Genomic DNA, 23,318 nt, shown 5'->3' with positions numbered 1-23,318 from the left:
ACTGCCTAAGAATAATATGAGTAACATTAAATTTACCCATAACATAACTGTTTGATATCTGGTAATTTTCATCTGTACAATTGATTAGTTATTCGTTAATTTCTTTTTCTAATATTTCAGTTAGGGCTTGCAGTTGACCAACTATATAAGCCCTATCTAACTTACTGCACTTTTTAATGAGATCAAGCATTTCATCCATAATCCTGTGATACTCCTTTAGAAGGAACGCAGTATCGTTTTCAAATAGGTTATTCATTTCTAATTGTAGTTTTAAAATCCTTCTTCTTCGTCAGCCTCAGTTATTGGAGCAGCTACCGGTTCCAGAGCATCTAGCTGTTTATCTTCACCGAATGGTATATTGGAGTCATTGACAATTGGTTCGTTTACCTGGTCGCCTTCTTCAACGAATCCATAGTCGATAACCGGAGGCGCTTCTTCTTCAGTGGCCATAACAGTGTAGTTCCCGGTACGAACTTTCGGGTATGCATCAAAAGCATGTTTCATCATTTTGTTTTCAAGGAATCCCGGATCAATATTTCCATTGAATGAACTGTATAAAGCATTGGCTGAGCCCCTATTAGATTTTTCAGAGAAAGCAGCTAATCTTATCCAGTCTGATTCAAGCATCCATTGATAGTCTATTGTACCATCATTGCGTGTTATCTTGATAAATGCAGCTACAGGTTTGTTTGATGTACGTGGTACCTTAGCTACGTATTTAATCCGCTTTCTTTCGTTCTCATCAACATAGGCCTCGAAAGAATCACACTCATATACGATAACAGGATTATCAACGTGTCTCACCTGGCCGGCACGCATGCGCATGTAAACCTCACCGTATGCAGATACTTGAAGACCTGCACGCTTTTCCCAGTAATCACCGGTTGGTCCTTTTACTTTTACACTACGTGGAATAATATAGCATTGCGGCCTTCCGGATTGGTCAAGGGATAATCCGTTTACGGCAATATCAAGGAAACACCCGAGAAGAGACAGCTTACTACATTCCTGAAGTGCTGGTGTTTCGGTAAGTAGTTTGTTGAAATGGAATTTCTCACGATTGTAAATAGCAGATCCCTGTTCACTTCCCCATACTGCATTGTATATGGTGATGAACTTTTGCTCTGTTTTACCATAGTCCACAAGATCCGTATGTTTCAACGCATTAAGATCCTGGCTTGTAATTTGAATTGCATTACTCATAATTGTTTTGATTTAGTTAGGGCACGCCTCCAATAAGAAGAGTTAAAACGTCACTTAAAACTTTATTATTATGAAGTGGATGACGTGCCCTGGATTATTATTACTTTTGTATTGTCACTTAAAAATTTTATTTACGATGAAAGAAAAAGCATTCTATGAAGAAAAAGCAAAATCTCTAAGAGAGACAGTCTTGACTATTCAAAGCAAGGGGGAAACCCCTAGTTTAGAAGATGTATTCAACCCTTATCCTGGCATCAAGGAGGCTATATTGGAGTTTACTCATCTGGTATATTCCTTTGATCGTAACCTACCACTGAATAAAGACTTGGAAAAATTGAGAGAGTTAAAATTTTACCACGCTTCTTCTGGCATTTCAAAATATGTACCAAATAGTTTTGATCATATAATCTTCCACATAGACTTCTTTTTACATTACTTAAATACTTATACTGATTAAAATGCATCTTTAACTTTATCGTTGAGTTTACCGCCTATAGCCATCTCAGCACAATCAATCCATGATTGCTTTATTCTCTCCGGGAGTTCTTTTAAGAATTCTCGGTTTTTCACTTTCATACCAACTATTGAAATAGAGAATTCCGCTTCAAACAAATTCTCATCTTCTGGTATTTTTATCGTTATATTTGTTTCCATCTTTATACTTGGATTTAGTTATTGATTTTGATTACTTCTGAATTTCCTCTTACCCAGATATTACGTCCCTGAAACCATCCGAAATAGCAATGTTGAACATCAATTTCAATCTGATCACCTAGCTTCCGGACTACGTTTCCTGTTATGATAGAGCAGTCGTCTCCGCCGTCTATTCTGCGAAACCAGTATTCAATAGTTGCGTTCTGGTCCACTTGTAATTCTGATACTTGCATATACTTATTAATTAGGCTGTTTCTTTATTTACGATTGAATTAAGCCCTGCTTTTCACTACTGAAAAACAATCACACTCCTGTGATATGTCGCCTGGTTATTAATTAGTATTTATGCGGTCTAGCGTATCGTAGTACATCGGCAGCATTGCAAAACCATTTGCCATTTTGGGCTTTTGTTGGCTTCTCTGCTCTAATACTGCCATCACCTACAAGTTTGAAGAGTCTCGTTCGGCTTCCTACGATTTTTGCAGCTTCCCTTTGTCCGAATGACTTGTCATTCATTGCCAACATTATGTTAGCAAGTTTTTCATCACTACTCATATTGTTTTGTTATATGAAAAGGTTATTGTTTTTTGCGTATAGTATAAATTCAGATAGAGAATGTACTTTCACGCGCTGAAAGGCATTCCGCTTGTGAGTTCGGACTGTTTCGACGGATATGTACATCTGTTTGGCTATATCAGCTTCAGAAGATTGTTCATAGTAGCCTCTCATAACATTCAATTCGCGATCTGATAGGCGTGAATTGAATTTAGGCTTGCAGATAACACCTTGAAACTCACATTCACCATGTAATGGACATTCTGCTTCCTCAAAGTTGAAGTAGCCAAACTGATCAATATCCATTGTTGAATCATACTTAAGGAAGTTACACTTGATAAACCTTAGCACGATTAGATACTCATAGTATTGCACGTTATGTCTACTATTTGCATAAATCTTTGATAGAGCCTCTAGTGCTTCGGGGTAGAAGTCGCTAAGGTGAACAATGAATACTGTGATAAAATCACGATCTGACGGCTTTAACTCGCGAGTGCCATGTTCGTCATTGATCATAATTTTGCCTTTGGGCGTCTTATAGAACTCCATGTTTCTCATATACCAGCAGATTCGCGTGCAGGGAATAGGATTTCAACAGAAGAGCCAAGCATATCGGCAACGATCTTCTTTTCAATTAAGCTACTTGGAGCGGCGTAACCATACATCCATCTCTTGACGGAATGTGGATCACGTTGGGTCGCTTCTGCGATAGCGTCTACAAGTTCCTTTTTAGGAGAAGAGTAAATAACTGGTCGTCTTACAGCCTTAGGTAGAGTCTTAAAATACTCTGTGAGTGGTAAATTTTTGACATTCGGAACAAATTTATTGTCCGGTTGAGTTTTTTTGCTCATATTTGTAATAGTTTAAATGTTACGTATCTGTAATGGCTTAAATGCTACGTGGTGCGTGCATTTGTCTTAATCAAGAACTGGCATGGCTGAATCAAGTTTCTCAGGCCGGATAAAGCCTGCCGGTTCTCTTAAAAACATTATTATGAAGAATTTTATTGAAGTAAACGTCTCTAGAGAAAAAAGATTAGTCAACATAGCTTCTATTGCTTATGTAAAAAACGCTGGTGATAAGGCAGTAATTCTTTTGTCTGCTGTAACTAAAGCTGGAAATGACGGAAATATAGCTATGACTACCAACGAAAGCTATGATGAGGTTTGCTTACTCATTCAAGAGGCTCAGGACTAAAAGGCGGCTTATATTCTCCTCTTATAAATAGATACATCGCGTGTGCTTCAGATGCCAAAGGCTCAGGAATGGGGCTACCTGTATCTGCGTCTAAATGTGCTCCAAACGGTTTGGCTATGGAGGATTTACATACACATTTAACGCACCATTTTCGGAGGCGGTAGTCTTGGTAGCTTTTGAATGATTTGCTTTTTGAAAAAACAATAGCAATGAGAATGATCGCCAATAATACTGATAAGATGATGATTGAAGCTGTCATAATATAAAATGTTTTAGTTATTAATAGCACTTGGTTAATGATTACAAGTGCAAATATAATAATATTATAAATTACTATAATAACACTATAGTTATAAATTGTTAAAACTATAATATGATTACAGGCGAACGTCTAAAAGGGTATTTGAAAGCACACGGTATTTCAGCCAGGGAATTTGCTCAAATGATAGAAATGTCAGAAGCAATGGTTTATAAATATTATAAAATGGATGGAGTAGATACTAAAACAGTAACAAGATGGGCTGAGGTCTTACATGTCCCTATTATGACTTTTCTGGATGATGAGATGTATGAGAGGGCAACCCATAAAGCAACTCCAGAAGAATTAGCAGAGGCTGAAGAATACTATAATAGAAATAAAGACTATATCCGTTTTCAAAATCGTAGATTTTTTGGAGATTTAGCAGGCGCCTCAAAAGAGGTTCTTGAAGAAGAATTTAAAAAGATAAAAAGAAATCTTACTAAATCTGATGAAGACGAAATACTTAAACATGGAATAGGACCAATGCTAAATGACGCTGGATTTACTTCCCGCCAAGAAATTCATGGCAAATCTAATGTTAATATAGGTCGAGATAACAATGGTAAAATCTCCATATCCGAATGTGAAAGTAAATTAGAAGATGCTCTATTGCGGATAAAGCATTTGGAGGAACGTCTAAAAGACAAGGAAGAAATGATAGAAATTCTGAGAATGCAGTTGAAGAAATAACTTTTATGGAGTGAGATAGCCTTTAATTTAAATAGTATGGAAGGAAATAAGCAAGATTTAATTAATCTGATAGAAATAAAAGAAGGTTTACCTGGAATGCATCCAGATTTATGTGGACACTATTATTCTGCCTGTATGACGACATTGCATCGCATGGAACATCCAGAAAAGTTAAACATGGCTTTAAGTGGTGATAGAAAGGCCAATCTGTTATTAACATGGGATGATTACTTCGACGAACAATTTGATCGTTCATGGAAAGAGATTAATTATTGTACCGATCATGCTGCTGTTTGTATTTCATGCCTTTTGGCTATTAATGAAACAAGTTACACAATAGTAGAACGTTCATGTAAAGGAGATGGTTTTGATTATTGGCTTGGTGATAAAGATGATATTTTATTTTCTAAAACTGCTAGGCTTGAAATTTCTGGGATTTTAAATGAAACCTCTACTAATACACCAGAGCAACGATTAACCAAGAAACTTAAGCAAACAGACCAATCTGATTCAACCTGTTTACCAGCCTATGTTTCGATTGTAGAGTTTAGCAATCCGAGAGCTATATTTAAAAATAAAAGATGATGGAACTGAGAGACATTCACAATACTGCCATGTACAAAGTGGATCAAGGAGATCTGCAAAAGAATATGGGTAATCTTGAAATAGCTTTAAATTTGTATAAAGAGGCTTACTCTTTAGAACAAGATGCTGCACATCTTGCTCTTAGAAACAATCTCCCTGAACCTACAGTCTCAATCTTATTAAAAAGTTCAGCAGCTCTTGCTATGCGATGTGATTATAATAGAGATGCAGAGAAACTAATATCACTAGCTTTGTCACGTGATGTACCATTAGATATAGCAGATGAACTTCGAGATATGTTAGAAACGGTACACTTCAAACGACACTTTGAACTAAAAGGAGAAGTATTGGGTAGTGATGAGGTTCGGCTTGTTGTTGCAGGGCAAGGTGTTGGATATGGTTTTGCAAAAACAAATGAGGTTTTTGATAGAGTTGAAATATATGAAAAACTTACAACAAGGACAATAGAGAGAAAGTCAGGTCAGAAATACAGAACTTCAGGTGTTGTTCCTGAAAGTATGAGAATTCAGCCGTTCATATCAGCTCCACACGCAGCAAGTATGGCTTTTATTATTCGATTTGCGGGGCTTCAAGAACAGTCTCTACCAGGTTTTAGTCGTTTTGAAGAAATTATAGAAGACATAAATGATAATATTGAATTAATAAGTGCAGGAGATTATCATACATTAAAAAAGAATATCCCTGATGAGTCATATTTTGATAATTTTGTTGGTAGTGTTAAAAAATTGGCTCCAGATGGTAAAGTAGTTAAGATATTCGGAATAACATCCATGAAAGGTGGCGTAGCTAGAAATGTTGAATTAACTACATCAAAATTTCAAATATCAAGTGCTATAAAACAAATAGGAGTAGAAGAGTCTATTGACGGTGAACGAAAAACTGTTGATAAAGTGGATCAACATTCAGTAGCTTCTGGCATACTATCTATGGCTGATAGAGCAGGAAAAGTGAGAATAACCACGCAAGGTGGCGAAGAGATTAATTTTACAGTTCCAGATGGATTAGCTGATATCGTGAAAACATACTGGGAACAAAATGTCGTGGTTGATTTTGTCAAAAAAGGACGGGGGAAAGTTCTTCGAGATATAAATCTTTTCGAATCGGAATATGACGCTGACTAGAAAAAACAACTAGATTACTAACTAAAAAATAATCAAACTATTGTTATGAAGAGGATTTTATTAGCAGTATTATTATCAACTGTACTTTTATCGTGCAAATCACTTTATACTGAGAATGTTTATGTATTTGATTTCACGAAGTATGTAAGTAGCGGGTTCATTATTTCACCCATATCCGAAGGATTTAAATACGATCCAGTTTCTAATATAACAATGGAATTTAAGAGCGGACACTTAAATGGCCACAATAGGTTTGAAGGAGAGAAAAAATCTCCATTAGACAACAAGCCAGCCTCTTGGTTTAACCCTACAATGGACTATATGTTAGAGAAATTGGTAAATGAAGCAAAAAAGCAGGGAGCAAATGGAATTTTAAATTTTAAATCAGAGGGTAGGTATAATGGAAATGAATACGTTTACACATTAACCGGATTCGCTGTAAACATCAAAGAATAATCAACATGGAAACATTTATAATAGTAGGAGTCGCTGCACTGGACTTTCATAAATGCATGAATTCGGAAAATCATTTGTAGCATGGGATAAGAATAATTTTACAATGGAAACACTCTCAACACTTATATCTTGGCTCATCTCATTTATCGGAATAGGAGTTACAGTTCTTATTGGTGTTAATTTGTGGACTTCTTTGAGTATTGATAAAAGAATCAAAATGATTGTTCAGAAAGAAGTTTCAGAATTAAAGAAACAAAATATCGAACTTAGAAAACAATTACAAGCTTATTCTTTAGCGATTTCTGAGAGTTCATCTGGGTATCAGTATTACAGGCTTGGAGCAACAGCGGATGCTTTTTACTGCTATGCAAATGCTGTTGAATATGCAAGCAAAGCAGACGATAAGAACCTGCTGTCCGAGGCTTTGGATACATGTAAGGAGATTATGGAGAAAGATCCTCAGTGTATAACCGAAAATCAACATACATTAGAAAACCTAGATGCTATTCGGGATATTTTTGTGAATGTTCGTGATGAACGTGCTTATGATCTTTATTCTTATTTCGTTTCTCTTTCGACTCCCGATAAGAATCAATCTCATGAGGTATCACAACAAGGAGAAGAAATCGAATTAGACAATAAAGAATGAAGGCACCTGATAAAATAGTTCCTGTTGTTCCAATGATCATGAGAATGTAATTTACTATAGGATTCATGGTGGCAATGTTTTAATTTAAAATATAAACAATGGAAGAAAAAGACAAGCTTATAGCTTCTCTCAGAGCACAACTCCGCCAGGTGTTAAGTAAGAATAGTGCTTTGGAACAGGAAAATGCTCTTCTTAATTATGAGTTGGAGCAGCTAAAAGTAAAGAAAAAAACATAAATTATTTTTAAAAAACGAATCCTTTTGTTTTTTTGAAATTTCAGCAATAGCCGATGAACAGGCGGGTAGAGGTGTTTTTTTAGACTGCCCTTCTAAGGCGTGGGTCAAGCGTTCGAATCGCTTCGGAATCACTTAATAAAATCGCATTTATCTGATAATAAGATAAATGCGATTTTTGTTTAAATACGGTATAATGGCTTTTGATGGAGATGAAGGGCCAATCCGAAAAGTCGGTTGAATTGCTAAATTAACCTGGTTGTTAATCCGCGAAGTCACAAATATGGGTAAAATCAGATCAAAAAGATAGCATTTGTTTCGTTTTGATCACGTGCAAACTTTTTGAAAACCGTCAATGAGATGTTAAAATCAGGCTTTAGGCTTGCTTATGCAGTGTATTATTGATATTTGGAAGTGCCCCAGCGCAATAATTTCTACACTTGAGCCGCGTACTGCCGACAGCACGCGGCTCAAGTGTAGATAGCACGCGGCTCAAGTATCGACAGCCAAGCGCTCAAGTATCGACAGCACGCGGCTCAAGTGTTCAGCATGTTTCATTTTATAGATTATTATTCTCTGGTTAGTCTGTTTTAAGCGAAACGGTTGAAGTGTGTATTTGCTGTATTTGTTTTTACCCGTCCGACTATTTGTGATCTTTTTTGTTTTACTTATGACATTTGGGTGGTTTATTTTGTGAATTTAAATCTTATTGGTTTTTATAAACATGATTCTTTTGCCATTCTTCCCTCCCTTTCTGCCCCAAGCCCGGAATTTGCGATTACCGCTCCATTCTATTATCAAAATGTTATTTCTGTCATAATGAAACTATCTCAAGCATTCATCCTTAATAACTATGTTAATTTAATAACCGACTTTTTTGCTTGATCCCAATAAATCGTCATAATTCATATTTCCAGCTTTTATATCAAGTAATTGTTCTTTCCCCGAATATTCTCCTTTTAGCTTCGCGTTAAAGTTTTTTTAAAGATAAATCACATCAGATAACAAGTTTTTGGTGGCTGTTTCACGTCAATAGATGTGTAATTAACTAAACTAATGACTTCCTTACTTAAAGGAACCTAAAACCATTTTATTATGAAAAAGAATTATTCTTTTCTGTCTCTATTCTCTATGTTATTCTTATTTATGTCGTGTAGCGAAAGTGAAGATCCGGGGAAATACGTAGACTGGCGTGAAAGAAACGAAGCATTTATTGATTCATTGCAACAGGTCTTTGATTTGAAGCTTGATTCGGAGTTGAAAGCTTTAATTTATCAACGGGATAAAAGATACACCATTTATTATAAGGTGATGAAGAGTATCCCCGAAGGACAACCACCATTCTATACAAGCACAGTGCACTATTACTATCGGGAGATGCTGATTGATGAAGCTGTTTTTAACGCATCTCCGGCTATTGGATATTACACGAAATTATATAAACATCTGGATATCTTGAAATCCAATATAAAAGATGATAATTCCCTTGAATTCAGTTCTCCCCGGAAGTTTGATGTTAAGGAATTCGAGACTGATGCGAAAGAGATAGCTGCATATACAGAGGTTATGCAACATATGAAAACCGGTGAACGCTGAGAAGTTTATATACCCTGGCAATTAGCTTATGGATCGGGCGGCGCTAATATTGCGCCAGGGTATTCGGCAGTAATATCAGATATAATACTATATAAGGTTGACTATTGATGCCTGTTTTATGTATTCCGTTTCGATCCTATCCACGTCCATTTATGCCAGATTGATTCCAGGGGGCCCTGTTTATGAGATTTAAACCACCATTTGCAGAACCTGACCTGAACAACCAGAATAAATAAACCGATCAGCGCACTAAGCGTATAGCCGCTGTATGGTGCCAGATTTAATCCAATCGGGAAGAATATAAGTGCTCCAATGATAGACTGTGTAATGTAATTGGTAAGACTCATTTTACCATAAAACCGCAGATTGAATGTGAGCTTTTGGAATCTTTCCGATTGGTATAACAGAACAAACGAAGATACCAGAACTGCGGTAAATGCAAACTTCTGCCACATATCGAACGCAACGCCTACCGTACCGTTTATAATAGCATTATCGCCCATGACTTCCAGTTTTAATTGATACAAAGGGGCAAAAGCGATGGCGCCTATAATAAGTGCCCTTAACCAAAATTTGAGGGAAGAGTCTGATGGTACAAACAATTGTCTCCGGCCAATCAGGTAGCCAAGCATAAACAATCCTGCCGTTTGCAGATACCGGCCTGCCCCAACTGCCCAGAATAGGCTTGCTTTCTGGCCCGTTGTGATATTAGCCCAAAGAAAATCACCCCAATTTCCTGCTTTGGTATACTCGGCCACTTCATTATACATTTCACCTACCTTCAGGTTGGGTAAGGCGTATTCCGGATTAAACAGGCTCATTATATAATGAAACCATTCCACGGGTTGCAACAACATGACAATGGCAAATATCAGTATGGCTTTATCACTCCACTTACGAACGAGTATCAATACCAGTGCTACAATAGAGAACAGTAACAATACATCTCCACCGGGATACATGGCCGAATTGATGAAACTAAACACTACCAACAGAATCAACCGCCAGAAGAAACGAGGACCAAAATCTTTTCCTTTCCGTTGTTGATTGGTGAATTGAATATAAAAAGTAAATCCGAAAAGCAAGGCGAAGATAGCATATGATTTTCCGGCAAGCAGTGTCCATATTACGCTTTCCACACCTGTATCCAGTATATTCAACCATTCCGGCTGAGTGGCCGGATCGGGGAAAACAGGGTAAATGAAGTGTTCAATGCAATGAACAAATAAGATGGCCATGACGGCAAAACCGCGAAGCGCATCTACCACTTCTACACGAGGGATTTTAGTTTCTACCGTTACCATGATGAATTTGTATCTGTATATTGTGGTCTATCATTCAAAAATAAAACGGTGCAATGATACGAAAAAAAACTTTTTTTTCATATCCTTTTGAACAAAACAGAATGGACTGCGTTATATATATAGTTTTTCACTGTATTAGATATAAGATTAATTGGATAGGATTGTACGAGCTTGCGAAAGTTGAGTACATTAAGGACGGAAGCGTCTGTCCGGAAAAGTATAAAGCATCAATTCGCCTTGAATTGATGCTTTTTTCTTAATGTATCCATTTATTGACTACCTTACGTAGTTCGGGCGGGGAAATGGGTTTGGTCAGAAAATCGTTGCAACCCGCATCAAGAGCCAATCTCCTGTCGCTATCGTAGGCAAATGCCGTAAGTGCAATGATAGGAACCTGAGTGTTGGTTTTCCTTAATATGGTAACTGCATCTATTCCACTCATACCCGGCATCTTCATATCCATAAATACAAGGTCGGGAGATTGGGCGTTGAACAGTTCTATGGCCTCACTGCCATTGTATGCTCTTAATAAACGATAATCGCACTTAAGCAGTGCTTCAATCAGCAGGTAATTACTGTCTATATCCTCGGCTACCAAAATCAGGGGTTTATAATCTCCTGATGTGGCTCTTGAGCACGGAACAGTGGTTATTAAGTTTCCCGTTCCAACTTCGGATAAGGGTTGTTCGTCCTGTGTGTATGGATACGTAAACCAAAAGCGCGAACCTTCGCCCTCGCGAGATTCAACTCCGATCTTTCCACCCATTCGTTCTACCAGATTCTGGCTTATAGATAGCCCGAGGCCGGTGCCTTGTGAGAATGAGTCGAGTTTAACGAAACGATTGAAGATCTCGTCCAGTTTCTCTTCGGCAATGCCTTTACCTGTGTCTGTTACACTGAAACATACCTCGCCTTCTTTATCCAAAGCATAAGAGAGAATGATCGATCCCTTTGTCGTAAATTTCAGCACATTGGTTATAAAATTGGAGAGCACCTGTGTGATACGGTTCTTATCGGCATTGATTACCAACTGCGGTGAACTTTCGTCGAAACGGAGTTCTACTGCGCTGTTTTGGGTTTTATGCGAGAAAGTATTGATCACTTCCAGGCAAAGTTGGTATACATCCAGCGATGCTCTGTTGAACTCTATGGTGTTGGACTCAATCTTCGAAATATCCAGGATATCGGAAATGAGTTTGAGCAGCAATTCATTGTTTTCCTGCACTATAGGCAGGTACGAACGGCGCTCTTCCGGATTGTCGGTTTCGGCAAGTATGCTCGAAAAACCGATGATGGCATTAAGCGGAGTGCGTATTTCGTGGCTCATATTGGCCAGGAACGCCGATTTGAGCCTGTCCGATTCTTCGGCTTTTTCTTTGGCTTGAATCAGTTCCAGTTCCACCTGCTTACGGGTAGTAATGTCGGTGGCCAGTTCCATGATGGCCCATTTTCCATCGAGCCATTTAACTGCCATACTCTGGATGGTGTACCAGCGGTCGGTAACCGGATTGTAGTCTTCCCAGAAATGAACACCTGTGGGCTGGCGGTCTGCATCGAGGAGTTGCGGCTTCGGACAATGCGTACACATATCAGTCAATCCTGCGTTCAGCATTTCCCAGCATTTTGAATTTTCCGGTACGGGTCCTGCTTCTTCTCTGGCAGGTTTATTGGCAAAGTGTATTTCCTGGGTTTCATAATCGCTAACGAAAATATTGGCATTAATATTATCCAATACCTTTTGCATGGTTTGTTGAGACTGTTGCAGAGATGTTTCAACTTGCCAGCGCTTGGTGGCGGTAGATACGATTTGCGATATCTGGCTCATCAGTTCTATATCCTTTTCGTCCCACTGTTTATCCCAGCAAAAATTGAACGAAAGGAAACCGAAGTGCACACCCAGTTGCGATAATGGGAAGACGGCAATGGCCTTAACGCCTTGTCTTTCGAGCATTTGGGTAATGAAAGGGTCGAGCGAATAGATGTCGGATGTACAGATAATACCATTCTTTTCGAGCATATCGAACCAGGGCTTTCCAGCTTCGATAGTCATGCTCCGCAGATAATCTATGGCAGGTTCGATACCTTCGTTGCACCATTCGTTGGTACAGCCATAGGTAAGTCCGTCGAGGTGATTTTCCCATGTTGCTAAACGGTCAACGCCGGTATAACGGCCAATTTCGGCAAGTGCCATGTTCATGGCTGTAGGGATGTCTGGTTCCAGTTGCAGTATTTGTAGTACTTTAATGAACAATGCCTGACGCCGGTTAGTTTGTTCTAATTGTACGCGATACTGTTCCAATTCGTTGTCGTTTAGCTTCTGTCTTGAGTCTGAAGGCTTCATACTTGATTTATTGCAAAAATAAAAAGTTTATCAAGATGCAACCTGGTGCATCTTGTGTTTTGCAAATGTATACAATTAATTTATATCTGGGATTTTTTTTCACTCTCATTGGCATTTCTTATAAAAAAAGCGAATATTCGGAGGCTTTAGGGAGTATTCGATGTATATTTGTGATTGAAATATACCAGTAAAGACCTTATATCACTATATAATGAACCTTCAAAGACACTTGTTTTTATTTTGTTTGTCCTTGTTGGCGGCATGCTATTCTTTAGCAAATCAAAAGCCTTATGTCATCAACTATGCTCGCGATAAATATCATGCAGCCAGTAAGAACTGGTCTATTGGGCAGGACGAAAAAGGCGTTATGTATTTTGGCAATGACATCGGTTTACTTGAATCGGATGGCATGGGATGGAAACTTTATTCAATACCCAACTCTCCTATTGTACGTGCTCTGGCGGTAGAGTCTCATCATACCATCTATACCGGTGGTTCGGATGAGTTCGGACGCTGGGACAGGGATCAGTCGGGTGGGTTGAAATACACTTCTTTAAAAGATTTACTTCCTCCTAAAAGCCTTGATAATGAAAGTATCTGGCGTGTTTGGATAGATGGAGATAGAGTCTATTTCCAGTCCTTCACTAATATTTATGTTTATTATCAAGATACCATCGAACGGTTAACTACCCCTAGGGGCTTTATGCTGTTGGTGAAACTGCGGGACGAGTATTGGGTACAAGAAATGCATGGTCCTCTCTACCAACTTAACGACGGACGGTTGAGTAAAAATGAAGGCAGCGAATTCCTGAATGGAACCACCACCCGTGTCATTTTGCCTTATGGAGACGATCGTTACTTAATCGGTACTTCCACAGGCGAAATATATATATACGATAAAAAAAGTTTTATCCCCTGGAATAACACTCTTTCCCGTCATTTAAACGGATTGGAACTGAACTGTGGTGTTTATTGTGCCAAACGCAACACATATTATTTAGGAACACTTTTGAACGGGATCTATGAAGTTGATATTCACGGAAATATACTCAATCATTTTGATGCAACTAATTCTTTGCAGAATAATACGATTCTGTCTTTATACGAAGATAAAAGTAATAACATATGGATAGCTATGGATCGTGGCCTTGCCTATATCCGCTATACAGACGGATTGAGTTACTACCGCGCTGTAGACGGCAATTCCAGTTCGGTATATGCCGCCACATTATGGAACGGATATCTGTTGGTAGGCACGAATCAGGGTGTTTACTATACGCCGGGAGAGAAGACGAGTGATCTTGAAATGTATTCTTCCTTAAAGCTGATCGAAGGAACGCAGGGGCAGGTGTGGTCGTTCAGTCAGATAGATGGGAAACTATTCTGTTGCCACAACAAGGGACTACTTGAAATCCTCCCTGATTTCAGAATCCGACAGCCGTATCGGGTAGACAGTGGAGTATTCCGCACATTGGAAGCCACCATTAACGGAAAGAAAGTGGATATTATTGTTACGTATAAAGAGGTTAATATTGTAAATAAGGAAACCGGGAAGATAAATGTCATGCGGCAAATTACAGACCCTATCTATGATGTGGAAATAGACCATTTGGGTAACATCTGGTTGGAAACCGTGAGGCGAGGGGTGTATAAATGCCGGTTGAATGAAGACCTGGATGCTTTCCGTTACTATACTTATTACGGATGCGAGAATGACGAGACACTTCCTGAGCATCTTCAGGTTTTTAAGTCGAGCGGGCGTATCATTTTTCTAGGAAACAATCGCCTTTATACATATAATGAAAGCAACGACAATCTGCAACTTGATCCTCTTCTGAATCAGTGTTTCGAGAATGTGACCGATCTGAAACGTATCATACCCATTAACAGTGAAGAAAACTGGGCCATCACGGGAACGTCTGTTTATCGTTTCTTTTACGATGGTTACATTGCGCGTATAAATGAGGCGTACAAAGTAGAAACGGACAATCTGTCGCTTGTTACAGCTTCTGAAAACATTTCCGTACTGGATGATTCGCTATCACTGATTTGTCTGGATGTAGGGTTCATTCTCCATAACTCCCGTCAGAGTAAGCGCCAGATTGTACAGCTCATTCCGCCTAATCTTGAATATATGCATGCCGGAAGGGATCTGAACGACGGTTATGCCAACCTGGCTAAGCGCATTCAGATTCCGTATAGAGATAATACGGTTACGGTAGGTTTCTCCGTCAACAATGCTTTTGCTAATAACTTGTTTGTAGAATACCTGTTGGAAGGCGTAGACAATGTCTGGAGCCAGCCAGAGCAACGCAACAGCATCTCCTATGCTCGTTTGCCGCAGGGTAACTACACGTTGCGCCTCCGTACGACAGATGAACTGAACAATTATTCGTCCGATGCTATTATCAACTTTGAAATACTTCCCCCTTGGTATAACACCGTCTGGTGGTATCTTACTTGTTGCCTGATCGTTGCGTTTACTTTATTTGCCACCTTTTGGTTTATGAAAAGACGTTTGCAAAATAAGCATCTGCGCCTGATGAACGAGCAGCTTCAGAATGAAATAGAGGAAAAGAATGCGGAAATGTTTACTCAAACCTCGTTTATCATCCGCAAGAACGAACTTATTCTGAAAATAAAGGAGATGATAGATGAGATCAGCGCCAAAAACACTCAAAGATCCTTGCTTCCTCTTTATCAGAAAATAAACAATCTGCTGGCCAACAACTTGGATACGGAGGATGATTGGAAAATGTTTCTTATCAAATTCGAACAAAAACATCATAACTTCTTCAGAACACTGAAGGAAAGTTACCCACAACTCACCAACAACGATTTACGACTTTGCGCTTGTTTGAAACTAAACATGGATACTAAGGATATTGCTTCGCTGATGAACCTTTCCGTACGTGCAGTCGAAAACAATCGCTACCGCCTTCGTAAGAAATTAGACTTGAAGCCAACACAAAATCTGAACGACTTTTTCTTAGGTGTCATTTGATTTACAATTACTTAGCAGAGTTTGAGTACTAATTGAGTAGTTACTTATTTTGTTAAATATCGACGATATGTATTGTTGGTGAATACATTTTTTTGCCCTCTACCTATCGAAATCCATATATTTGTTTTCAAGTTGAATGAAGCACTGCGCAGCGCTAAAGATCAATGTAAACTAGTTATCCACTAAAAATTTAATGCGATGAAGAGTAAAACACATCTTCTGAAAAGAGCCTTACGGCTTAAAAGCCTATTCTTAATGGCGTGCTTGCTATTGGTTACAATGCCGGCATTCTCTCAAACAAAAACAGTAACGGGTACCGTAACCGATACATCGGGTGAACCACTGATCGGCGTATCCATTCTGGTACAAGGTACACAAAACGGGGTGGTTACCGATTTAGATGGAAAATACACATTAAATAATGTAGAGGGAAGTGCAACACTTACCATCAGTTATATAGGTATGTTGCCCCAGAATATAAACATAAACGGACGTTCGGTAATCAACGTAGTATTGAAAGAAGACTCGCAACAACTGGAGGAAATCGTTGTCATCGGTTACGGATCGGCAAAAGCCAAGGACCTGACGGCACCGATCACCGTAGTAAAAGGTGAGGCGCTCACGGCCATCCCATCATCATCGCCCATGGCTGCCCTCCAGGGAAAAGTTGCCGGTGTTAACGTAATCAACAACGGTGCTCCGGGCGAAGGTCCTATCGTGCAAATCCGTGGGGTTGGTTCATTTTCCGATAGCAAGCCGTTGTTTGTAGTCGATGGTATGTTCTACGACAACATCAACTTCCTTAATAATGCAGATATTCAGGAAATGACCATTCTGAAAGATGCTTCGGCAGCCGCTATCTATGGTGTACGCGCTGCAAATGGGGTGGTTTTGATTACTACAAAGAAAGGTTCCCGCAACCAAAAGACACAAATCTCGTATGATGGTTATGTAGGTATTCAGAAAGCATCCAATGTGCTTGAACTTTGTAATGCGTACGAATATGCTACGATGATGCTGGAAGGAAATTATGATGCATATCAGTCACACTTCAAACAATCCATCGACAAATATGGTGGCAGTTATGCTGATTCTGATTTCCACAACTGGACATTCGGAGCCGATAACGACTGGTATGACCAGCTTCTGCGCACTGCTGTTATGACAAACCACAGCTTGAATATAAACGGAGGTTCCGATAAGGCTGTTTATTCTATTGGTACAAGCTATTTGTTCCAGGATGGTATTATGGATGTTGATAACAATTACAAGCGTTTCAACCTTCGCAGTTCTGTAGACTTTGATGCTACAAACTGGCTGAAAGTAGGTTTCAGCGGCGTGTTCAGTAATTCGACCCAACAAGTGCCCAACAATACAGCCTGGCAGAAAGCCTTCAACTGTCCTCCCATCGTAGCGCTTTATGATGAGACGAACGAGAAAGGATTCCCTACCAAGTATGGTTCTCCGGATGCTGTTGGATATTCATCCAACTTCCATAATCCGATTGCAGCGGCCGAGTACTTCGACTCGAGCAAAGAGAATTACCAGGTATTGAGCAACTTTTATGCTCAGGTGGATTTTATTCCCAGCAAGCTGAATTTCAGAACAAACTATTCGTATAGCTTCCTTTCTTCTCAGGGTCGTGAGTTTACTCCGGCGTATTATGTGAGCAGTTGGCAGCAATCGGCCACCACTCAGTTGAAGAAAACCGAGAACAAGTACTATAACTATATCTGGGATAATACGTTGACCTACAATGACCAATGGGGCAAGCATAAATTCGGCGCTATGGCGGGTTATTCTATGCGTCAGGAGCAATGGCGTTATTTCGAAGGAAAGGCAAGCAATGTGCCCGACGGTGCTGATGAGTATTGGTATATTAAGAATGGTGATGCAACCGGTGCTACCGTAACCGATGATGGATATTGCTATCGTGGTCTTTCTTACTTTGCCCGGTTGAACTACAACTTTGACGATAAATACTTGTTAATGTTTACCATGCGTGCCGACGGTTCCAGCAAATATCAGGAAAACTGGGGTTACTTCCCCTCTGTAGGTGCTGCCTGGGTGCTCTCGGAAGAGCCGTTTATGAAGAACCAGAAATGGGCCGACTTCCTGAAAGTACGTGCAAGCTGGGGTAAACTGGGTAATGATGCAGTGAAAGCAAGCGATGGTTTTGCTTCAATTGCAACTGGTAATGGTGCATCGGGCGTATTTGGTAATACTACCATTGCCGGTTTCCAGAACAGCACATATTTCAGTTGGTTGAAGTGGGAAGTGGTAGAAGAGTGGAACGCCGGTTTCAACTTCATCACACTGAACAACCGGTTGAATATTGATTTCGATTACTTCCACCGCATGACGAACAATGCTGTAATTTCTCCGCTTCTTCCGTTCAGTACTACGACTCTTGCCGGCAACTACGGTAAGATCCTTAACTCGGGTATCGACGTGAGTGCGAACTGGAGTGATAAGATTGGTAAAGACTTTACATACCATATCGGAGCCAACATCTCGACATTAAGAAACCGTGTGAAAGACCTGAACGGTAACAGCATCATCAAAGGTGGAAAAACCGTTAACCTTGTGGGTAAAGAAATGAACTCTTTCTATGGTTTCAAGATGATCGGTGTGTATCAGACAGACGAAGAAATTGCTGCCGATCCTATCGCAGTGGCTAACGGTTGCGTACCGGGCGACTTGAAATATGCCGACCTCGATGGTAATAACATTCTCGATGGTAACGACCGTACAACTTTAGGTTCGTATATTCCTAATTTTACTTACGGCTTCAACCTGGGGCTGAATTACAAGAACCTTGACTTCCAGTTAACGACTTACGGACAGACTGGTGCTCAGATGTTCAACCGCAAACGTGCGCTCCGTTATTCATCGCAGAATTATAACTTCGACAAGGCTCAATATGACAATCGTTGGACTGGTCCGGGATCAACAAACTCTGATCCGTCGGCTGCCGGTCTGCTGAAGTCATGGAATGTTAGCGACCAGAAATACAGCTCGTACTTTGTAGAAGATGCCGATTTCTTCCGCATCCAGAACATTACGTTGGGATATACATTCCGCAACCTCAGAATGGGTGGCTACGTTATGCCCGGACTCCGCTTGAGCTTCACGGCCGATCGTCCGTTCACATCATTCTCGGCCAATTCGTTCTCTCCGGAATTGTCTGACAGCCAGGGTTGGGATACAGAAGTATATCCATTGACATCGACCTACACATTTGGCGTGAGAATTGATTTCTAAACTATAACACACTAAAAATTAGATATAATGAAAGCTTTAATAAGACCTTTAATATATGTAATGTCTGCTTTGATGGTATTATCATTTACGTCGTGTAATGATTTCCTCGACAAAGAGCCCGAAGGCAAAGTGCCCGAAGAGAAGGTGGACTATACGAATATGAGTAACATGTACCAGCCGGTATCCGGTGTATATGCAAAGATACGAACCAGTGGCATGCACTGGGTGATCTGGGAAATTACCACAATCCGCGACCAGGATGTCTTCAGCGGCCAGTTCAATGGCAGCGATTATTATAATTTAATGATCTACAAGTACAACGATTCTTTCTGGGGATTTGACGAAATCTGGAAGCAATACTACAACATCATCAAGGTGGCCAATTCGGCCATAGAGACGTTGGATTTGTATGCCGAGAATATCACGAACGATAATGATATGAAGAACTACAAGGCATATCGGGGTGAGGTGATGTTTATGCGTGCGTATGCGTATTATCGCTTGGTTCAGGCTTTCGGTCCGGTGACTATTCTTCGCGATAACAATCAGGTTGACCTGAGCCGTTCTACGATCAGTGCGGTTAATAAATATGCATTGGAAGATTTACAGTACGGCATGGACAATATGCCGCGTGTTCGTCCGAACCAGAATACACATATAGGTGCTGTAACTGCTTTTTCGGCTGCAACCCTGGCTGCAAAGATTCACCTGAACGAAGGGAACTATGCTAAGGTGGAAGAGTTGACAGATGATATCATTAAGAATGGTGGTTTCTCGCTTTATCCGGATTATTATCAATTGTGGAAGATTCCGGGAAAGCTGTGCGACGAGTCTATCTTTGAATGTCAACTGACTGATTTTGGTAATTCTACCGGCGATTTGATTGATGCGGACCAATGGTTTGTTTGTCAGGGTCCTCAGAACTCGGGTAGCAACATAAATGGTTGGGGCGATTGCGGTATCCTGAAATCTTTCCGTGATTGGGCGTATGCTCGCGGAGAAACGATACGTGCCACTACTTCTTTCTTATTTGCCGATTCGACAACGCCTGATGGCGATTATATCAAGCCGCAAGCCAACCCGAATAATGCAGATTGCTGGAATGGTAAAGCGTATACGCCGTCTACTCAGATGACTGAAGGACGTACAAAGTATGGAACGAACAACAATCCACGTATCTTTCGTTATGCTGATGTGTTGCTGATGAACGCGGAGGCTAAGATTAAGAATGGCAAAAGTGGAGATGCTCCGTTTAATGAGGTGAGAAGACGCGCCAAAATGCCTGAGTTGACTAATGTAACGTTTGAACAGGTTATGGACGAGCGTCGCATGGAACTGGTTTGTGAATGGGGCGAACGCTATAACGACCTTTGCCGCACAGGTTTGGCAAAGACTGCATTGGAGGGCTGGAGCGAAGATAAACAATACCTACCGCTTCCTTTCAACCAATATACTCAGATTCCCGATCTATTACTCGATCCCAAAGACGAATAGGCGGGCGGCAAGGTGCCGCTGCCAGGGTTCATACCCCTAGAACCTCAAGGCTGTTAAGTTTTCTGTGTTGAGACAGCGCAGCAATTCCCCTCCTTCCCGAGGAGGGAAGGGAGTTGCTACGCGATATAAGTCAAACAACGTTCGTTATAAATTAATTGCATCCATAATTATGAAAACATTCGCATTATTCATCACTATATCTTTATCCACCCTCACTGTGACCTCGGTCGCAGGAAAGGACACCTCCAAACGTTCGCCGCAGGAGATGGATAAGTTCATCACAGAGTTGATGGATAAAATGACCATAGAAGAGAAAATAGGCCAACTCAACCTTCCTGTTTCAGGTGAAATCACCACCGGACAGGCAAAAAGCAGTGATGTGGCCCGGAAGATAGAACAAGGTCTTGTCGGTGGACTTTTCAACCTCAAAGGTGTGGAGAAGATACGCGACGTACAGAAACTCGCGGTAGAGAATTCCCGCTTGGGCATTCCGTTAATCTTCGGTATGGACGTTATCCACGGCTACGAAACCATTTTTCCTATTCCATTGGGACTTTCCTGTTCCTGGGATATGGCAGCCATTGAGCAGTCTGCCCGCATTGCTGCCATCGAAGCCAGCGCCGACGGTATCTCCTGGACATTCAGCCCCATGCTGGATATCAGCCGTGACCCGCGTTGGGGACGTGTTAGCGAGGGGAGTGGGGAAGACCCTTTCCTGGGTGGTGCCATCGCCAAAGCCATGGTGTTGGGCTATCAGGGTGCCGACTTGAACAATCAACTCGGCCGCAACGATGAAATCATGGCCTGCTTCAAACACTTTGCACTGTATGGTGCCGGAGAGGCCGGTCGCGATTACAATACCGTCGATATGAGTCGCAACCGTATGTTCAATGAATATATGTATCCCTATGAAGCAGCCGTAAAAGCCGGTGCCGGTAGCGCTATGGCTTCTTTCAATGAAGTAGATGGTGTACCCGCCACAGCCAACAAATGGCTGATGACCGACGTACTGCGTAACCAATGGGGCTTCGATGGCTTCGTGGTAACCGATTATACCGGTATCTCCGAAATGATCGAGCATGGAATCGGCGACCTGCAAACCGTTTCTGCCCGTGCACTGAATGCAGGCATAGATATGGATATGGTAAGCGAAGGTTTTGTAGGCACCCTAAAGAAATCCATAGACGAAGGCAAAGTGAGCATCGAAACCTTAAATACGGCTTGCCGCCGTATGCTCGAAGCCAAATACAAATTAGGCTTGTTCGATGATCCTTATAAATACTGCGATTTGAAACGTCCTGCACGCGATATTTTCACGAAAGAACACCGCCAGGCTGCACGCAAGATTGCAGGCGAGAGCTTTGTGTTGTTGAAAAACAGCAGTACAACGCCGGGGTCCTCTGCGGCACCCCTGCTCCCTTTGAAGAAACAAGGTACGGTTGCCGTTATCGGTCCGTTGGCGAATACCCGTAGCAATATGCCCGGCACATGGAGCGTAGCTGCACGCCTTAACGATTATCCTTCTGTATACGAAGGGTTGAAAGAAGTCTTGGCAGGCAAAGTAAACGTCACGTATGCCAAGGGTAGCAACCTGATTAGTGATGCAGTGTACGAAGAACATGCCACCATGTTCGGGCGTTCCCTGAACCGCGATAACCGGACAGATCAGGAAATGCTGGACGAGGCTTTGAAAGTAGCCGCCGGTGCAGATGTTATCGTTGCCGCGTTGGGTGAGTCTTCCGAGATGAGTGGTGAAAGTTCAAGCCGCACGAATCTTAACATGCCCGATGTACAGCGGACGCTATTGGAGGCCTTGCTAAAAACCGGGAAGCCTGTCGTATTGACCTTGTTTACCGGGCGCCCTTTGACGCTGAACTGGGAACAGGAAAACGTGCCTGCCATTCTCAATGTTTGGTTTGGCGGAAGTGAAACAGCCTATGCTATTGCCGATGTACTGTTTGGTGATGTGAACCCTAGCGGTAAACTAACCATGACTTTTCCGAAGAACGTAGGCCAGATACCTTTGTTCTATAATCACAAGAACACGGGACGCCCGTTGAAGGAAGGCAAGTGGTTCCAGAAATTCCGCAGCAACTACCTGGATGTCGATAATGATCCGTTGTACCCGTTCGGTTACGGCCTGTCATATACTACGTTCCAATACAGTGACATTGCCTTGAGTACTCCCTCTATGGAGCATAATGGGTCTGTCGTTGCTTCGGTAACGGTTACTAATACCGGTAAGTATGATGGGGCAGAAGTGGCACAACTCTATATCCGCGATCTGGTAGGAAGTATCACCCGTCCCGTAAAGGAGCTGAAGGGTTTCGAAAAGGTTTTCCTCAAAGCCGGTGAAAGCAAAACGATTTCCTTTGAAATCACTCCCGGTTTGTTGAGCTTCTATGATTATGATCTTAACTACGTGGCCGAACCGGGAGATTTCGATATCATGATTGGTGGAAACAGCAGGGCGGTGAAGACTACCCGGTTGACTCTACGCTGATTGGAGTTGTTTAAATAATCCGACTGGTTATGATTGGTGTAAAATGGAATGGAAAGGAGTGATTTACTGTAGGGGCGGTTCGCGAACCGCCCAATGCCCAGAATACACAGGAAACCATTTTCGGGCGGTTCGCGAACCGCCCCTACA

The 23,318-nt window shown here is 41.1% G+C and carries 22 protein-coding genes; 13 read left to right on the top strand and 9 right to left on the bottom strand.

Annotated features, from left to right (window positions below):
* Positions 1–88: 88 nt before the first annotated feature.
* Together D0T87_RS04735 and D0T87_RS04730 are read right to left on the bottom strand one after the other, a co-directional pair.
* On the bottom strand, positions 89–256 hold the full coding sequence (locus D0T87_RS04735) for a hypothetical protein (protein ID WP_163173320.1): 168 nt from the start codon (positions 254–256) through the stop codon (positions 89–91).
* 14 nt (positions 257–270) lie between these two features.
* The gene (locus D0T87_RS04730) at positions 271–1,203 is read right to left on the bottom strand and encodes a recombinase RecT (RefSeq protein WP_163173318.1); all 933 of its coding nucleotides are present in this window, start codon (positions 1,201–1,203) and stop codon (positions 271–273) included.
* A 136-nt stretch (positions 1,204–1,339) separates the two neighbouring features.
* Here D0T87_RS04730 and D0T87_RS04725 point away from each other — a divergent pair, with 136 nt between their 5' ends.
* Complete coding sequence (locus D0T87_RS04725) at positions 1,340–1,660, top strand: hypothetical protein (RefSeq protein ID WP_163173316.1); 321 nt, start codon at positions 1,340–1,342, stop codon at positions 1,658–1,660.
* Here D0T87_RS04725 and D0T87_RS04720 read toward each other — a convergent pair.
* The 4 genes from D0T87_RS04720 to D0T87_RS04705 all read right to left on the bottom strand — a co-directional run bounded on the left by D0T87_RS04720 (position 1,657) and on the right by D0T87_RS04705 (position 3,263).
* The gene (locus D0T87_RS04720; protein WP_163173314.1) at positions 1,657–1,857 is read right to left on the bottom strand and encodes a hypothetical protein; all 201 of its coding nucleotides are present in this window, start codon (positions 1,855–1,857) and stop codon (positions 1,657–1,659) included. The two genes, D0T87_RS04725 and D0T87_RS04720, sit on opposite strands and share 4 nt — an antisense overlap.
* Before the next feature lie 14 nt (positions 1,858–1,871).
* The gene (locus tag D0T87_RS04715; protein WP_163173312.1) at positions 1,872–2,090 is read right to left on the bottom strand and encodes a hypothetical protein; all 219 of its coding nucleotides are present in this window, start codon (positions 2,088–2,090) and stop codon (positions 1,872–1,874) included.
* 331 nt (positions 2,091–2,421) lie between these two features.
* Positions 2,422–2,718: a helix-turn-helix transcriptional regulator gene (locus tag D0T87_RS24860; RefSeq protein WP_255495847.1), complete on the bottom strand. Its 297-nt coding sequence runs from the start codon at positions 2,716–2,718 to the stop codon at positions 2,422–2,424.
* A gap of 248 nt (positions 2,719–2,966) precedes the next feature.
* Complete coding sequence (locus tag D0T87_RS04705; protein ID WP_163173308.1) at positions 2,967–3,263, bottom strand: hypothetical protein; 297 nt, start codon at positions 3,261–3,263, stop codon at positions 2,967–2,969.
* Positions 3,264–3,345: 82 nt separating this feature from the next.
* On the opposite strand from D0T87_RS04705, the gene D0T87_RS04700 reads away from it, so the two are divergent.
* Positions 3,346–3,609, top strand: a complete 264-nt coding sequence (locus D0T87_RS04700; RefSeq protein WP_163173306.1) for a hypothetical protein — start codon at positions 3,346–3,348, stop codon at positions 3,607–3,609.
* On the opposite strand, the gene D0T87_RS04695 is transcribed toward D0T87_RS04700, so the two are convergent.
* Positions 3,587–3,868 (bottom strand): hypothetical protein, encoded by a 282-nt coding sequence (locus tag D0T87_RS04695; RefSeq protein WP_163173304.1) that lies wholly within the window; start codon positions 3,866–3,868, stop codon positions 3,587–3,589. The two genes, D0T87_RS04700 and D0T87_RS04695, sit on opposite strands and share 23 nt — an antisense overlap.
* A 114-nt stretch (positions 3,869–3,982) precedes the next feature.
* On the opposite strand from D0T87_RS04695, the gene D0T87_RS04690 reads away from it, so the two are divergent.
* The 7 genes from D0T87_RS04690 to D0T87_RS04665 all read left to right on the top strand — a co-directional run bounded on the left by D0T87_RS04690 (position 3,983) and on the right by D0T87_RS04665 (position 9,261).
* Positions 3,983–4,600 carry a helix-turn-helix domain-containing protein gene (locus tag D0T87_RS04690; protein ID WP_163173302.1) on the top strand — a complete coding sequence of 206 codons (618 nt, stop codon included), beginning with the start codon at positions 3,983–3,985 and terminating at the stop codon, positions 4,598–4,600.
* Between the two features lie 36 nt (positions 4,601–4,636).
* Positions 4,637–5,185 (top strand): hypothetical protein, encoded by a 549-nt coding sequence (locus D0T87_RS04685; RefSeq protein ID WP_163173300.1) that lies wholly within the window; start codon positions 4,637–4,639, stop codon positions 5,183–5,185.
* Complete coding sequence (locus tag D0T87_RS04680) at positions 5,182–6,327, top strand: hypothetical protein (RefSeq protein WP_163173298.1); 1,146 nt, start codon at positions 5,182–5,184, stop codon at positions 6,325–6,327. Before D0T87_RS04685 ends, D0T87_RS04680 begins: the two co-directional genes overlap by 4 nt.
* Before the next feature lie 45 nt (positions 6,328–6,372).
* Complete coding sequence (locus D0T87_RS04675; RefSeq protein ID WP_163173296.1) at positions 6,373–6,783, top strand: hypothetical protein; 411 nt, start codon at positions 6,373–6,375, stop codon at positions 6,781–6,783.
* A gap of 103 nt (positions 6,784–6,886) precedes the next feature.
* The gene (locus D0T87_RS04670; RefSeq protein WP_163173294.1) at positions 6,887–7,432 is read left to right on the top strand and encodes a hypothetical protein; all 546 of its coding nucleotides are present in this window, start codon (positions 6,887–6,889) and stop codon (positions 7,430–7,432) included.
* 98 nt (positions 7,433–7,530) lie between these two features.
* Positions 7,531–7,668, top strand: a complete 138-nt coding sequence (locus tag D0T87_RS24160; protein WP_203558613.1) for a hypothetical protein — start codon at positions 7,531–7,533, stop codon at positions 7,666–7,668.
* Between the two features lie 1,092 nt (positions 7,669–8,760).
* On the top strand, positions 8,761–9,261 hold the full coding sequence (locus tag D0T87_RS04665) for a peptidylprolyl isomerase (RefSeq protein ID WP_163173292.1): 501 nt from the start codon (positions 8,761–8,763) through the stop codon (positions 9,259–9,261).
* Between the two features lie 116 nt (positions 9,262–9,377).
* On the opposite strand, the gene D0T87_RS04660 is transcribed toward D0T87_RS04665, so the two are convergent.
* Complete coding sequence (locus D0T87_RS04660; RefSeq protein ID WP_163173289.1) at positions 9,378–10,565, bottom strand: DUF418 domain-containing protein; 1,188 nt, start codon at positions 10,563–10,565, stop codon at positions 9,378–9,380.
* A 256-nt stretch (positions 10,566–10,821) separates the two neighbouring features.
* Positions 10,822–12,906 (bottom strand): ATP-binding protein, encoded by a 2,085-nt coding sequence (locus D0T87_RS04655; RefSeq protein WP_163173287.1) that lies wholly within the window; start codon positions 12,904–12,906, stop codon positions 10,822–10,824.
* A 211-nt stretch (positions 12,907–13,117) separates the two neighbouring features.
* On the opposite strand from D0T87_RS04655, the gene D0T87_RS04650 reads away from it, so the two are divergent.
* From D0T87_RS04650 to bglX, 4 genes are all read left to right on the top strand, one after another.
* Complete coding sequence (locus tag D0T87_RS04650) at positions 13,118–15,910, top strand: triple tyrosine motif-containing protein (RefSeq protein WP_163173285.1); 2,793 nt, start codon at positions 13,118–13,120, stop codon at positions 15,908–15,910.
* A gap of 198 nt (positions 15,911–16,108) precedes the next feature.
* A complete protein-coding gene (locus D0T87_RS04645) occupies positions 16,109–19,174 on the top strand; it encodes a TonB-dependent receptor (RefSeq protein ID WP_163173283.1) in 3,066 nt (1,021 codons plus the stop codon).
* A 27-nt stretch (positions 19,175–19,201) separates the two neighbouring features.
* Positions 19,202–20,668, top strand: a complete 1,467-nt coding sequence (locus tag D0T87_RS04640; protein WP_163173281.1) for a RagB/SusD family nutrient uptake outer membrane protein — start codon at positions 19,202–19,204, stop codon at positions 20,666–20,668.
* A 169-nt stretch (positions 20,669–20,837) separates the two neighbouring features.
* Positions 20,838–23,171, top strand: a complete 2,334-nt coding sequence (bglX, locus tag D0T87_RS04635; protein WP_163173279.1) for a beta-glucosidase BglX — start codon at positions 20,838–20,840, stop codon at positions 23,169–23,171.
* The last annotated feature ends 147 nt before the right edge of the window (positions 23,172–23,318 follow it).

It is taken from the genome of Bacteroides sp. 51 (assembly GCF_010500965.1).
GTDB lineage: Bacteria > Bacteroidota > Bacteroidia > Bacteroidales > Bacteroidaceae > Bacteroides.
Note: the sequence above shows the minus strand (reverse complement) of the source record. Positions and strands in the feature narration are given on the sequence as shown.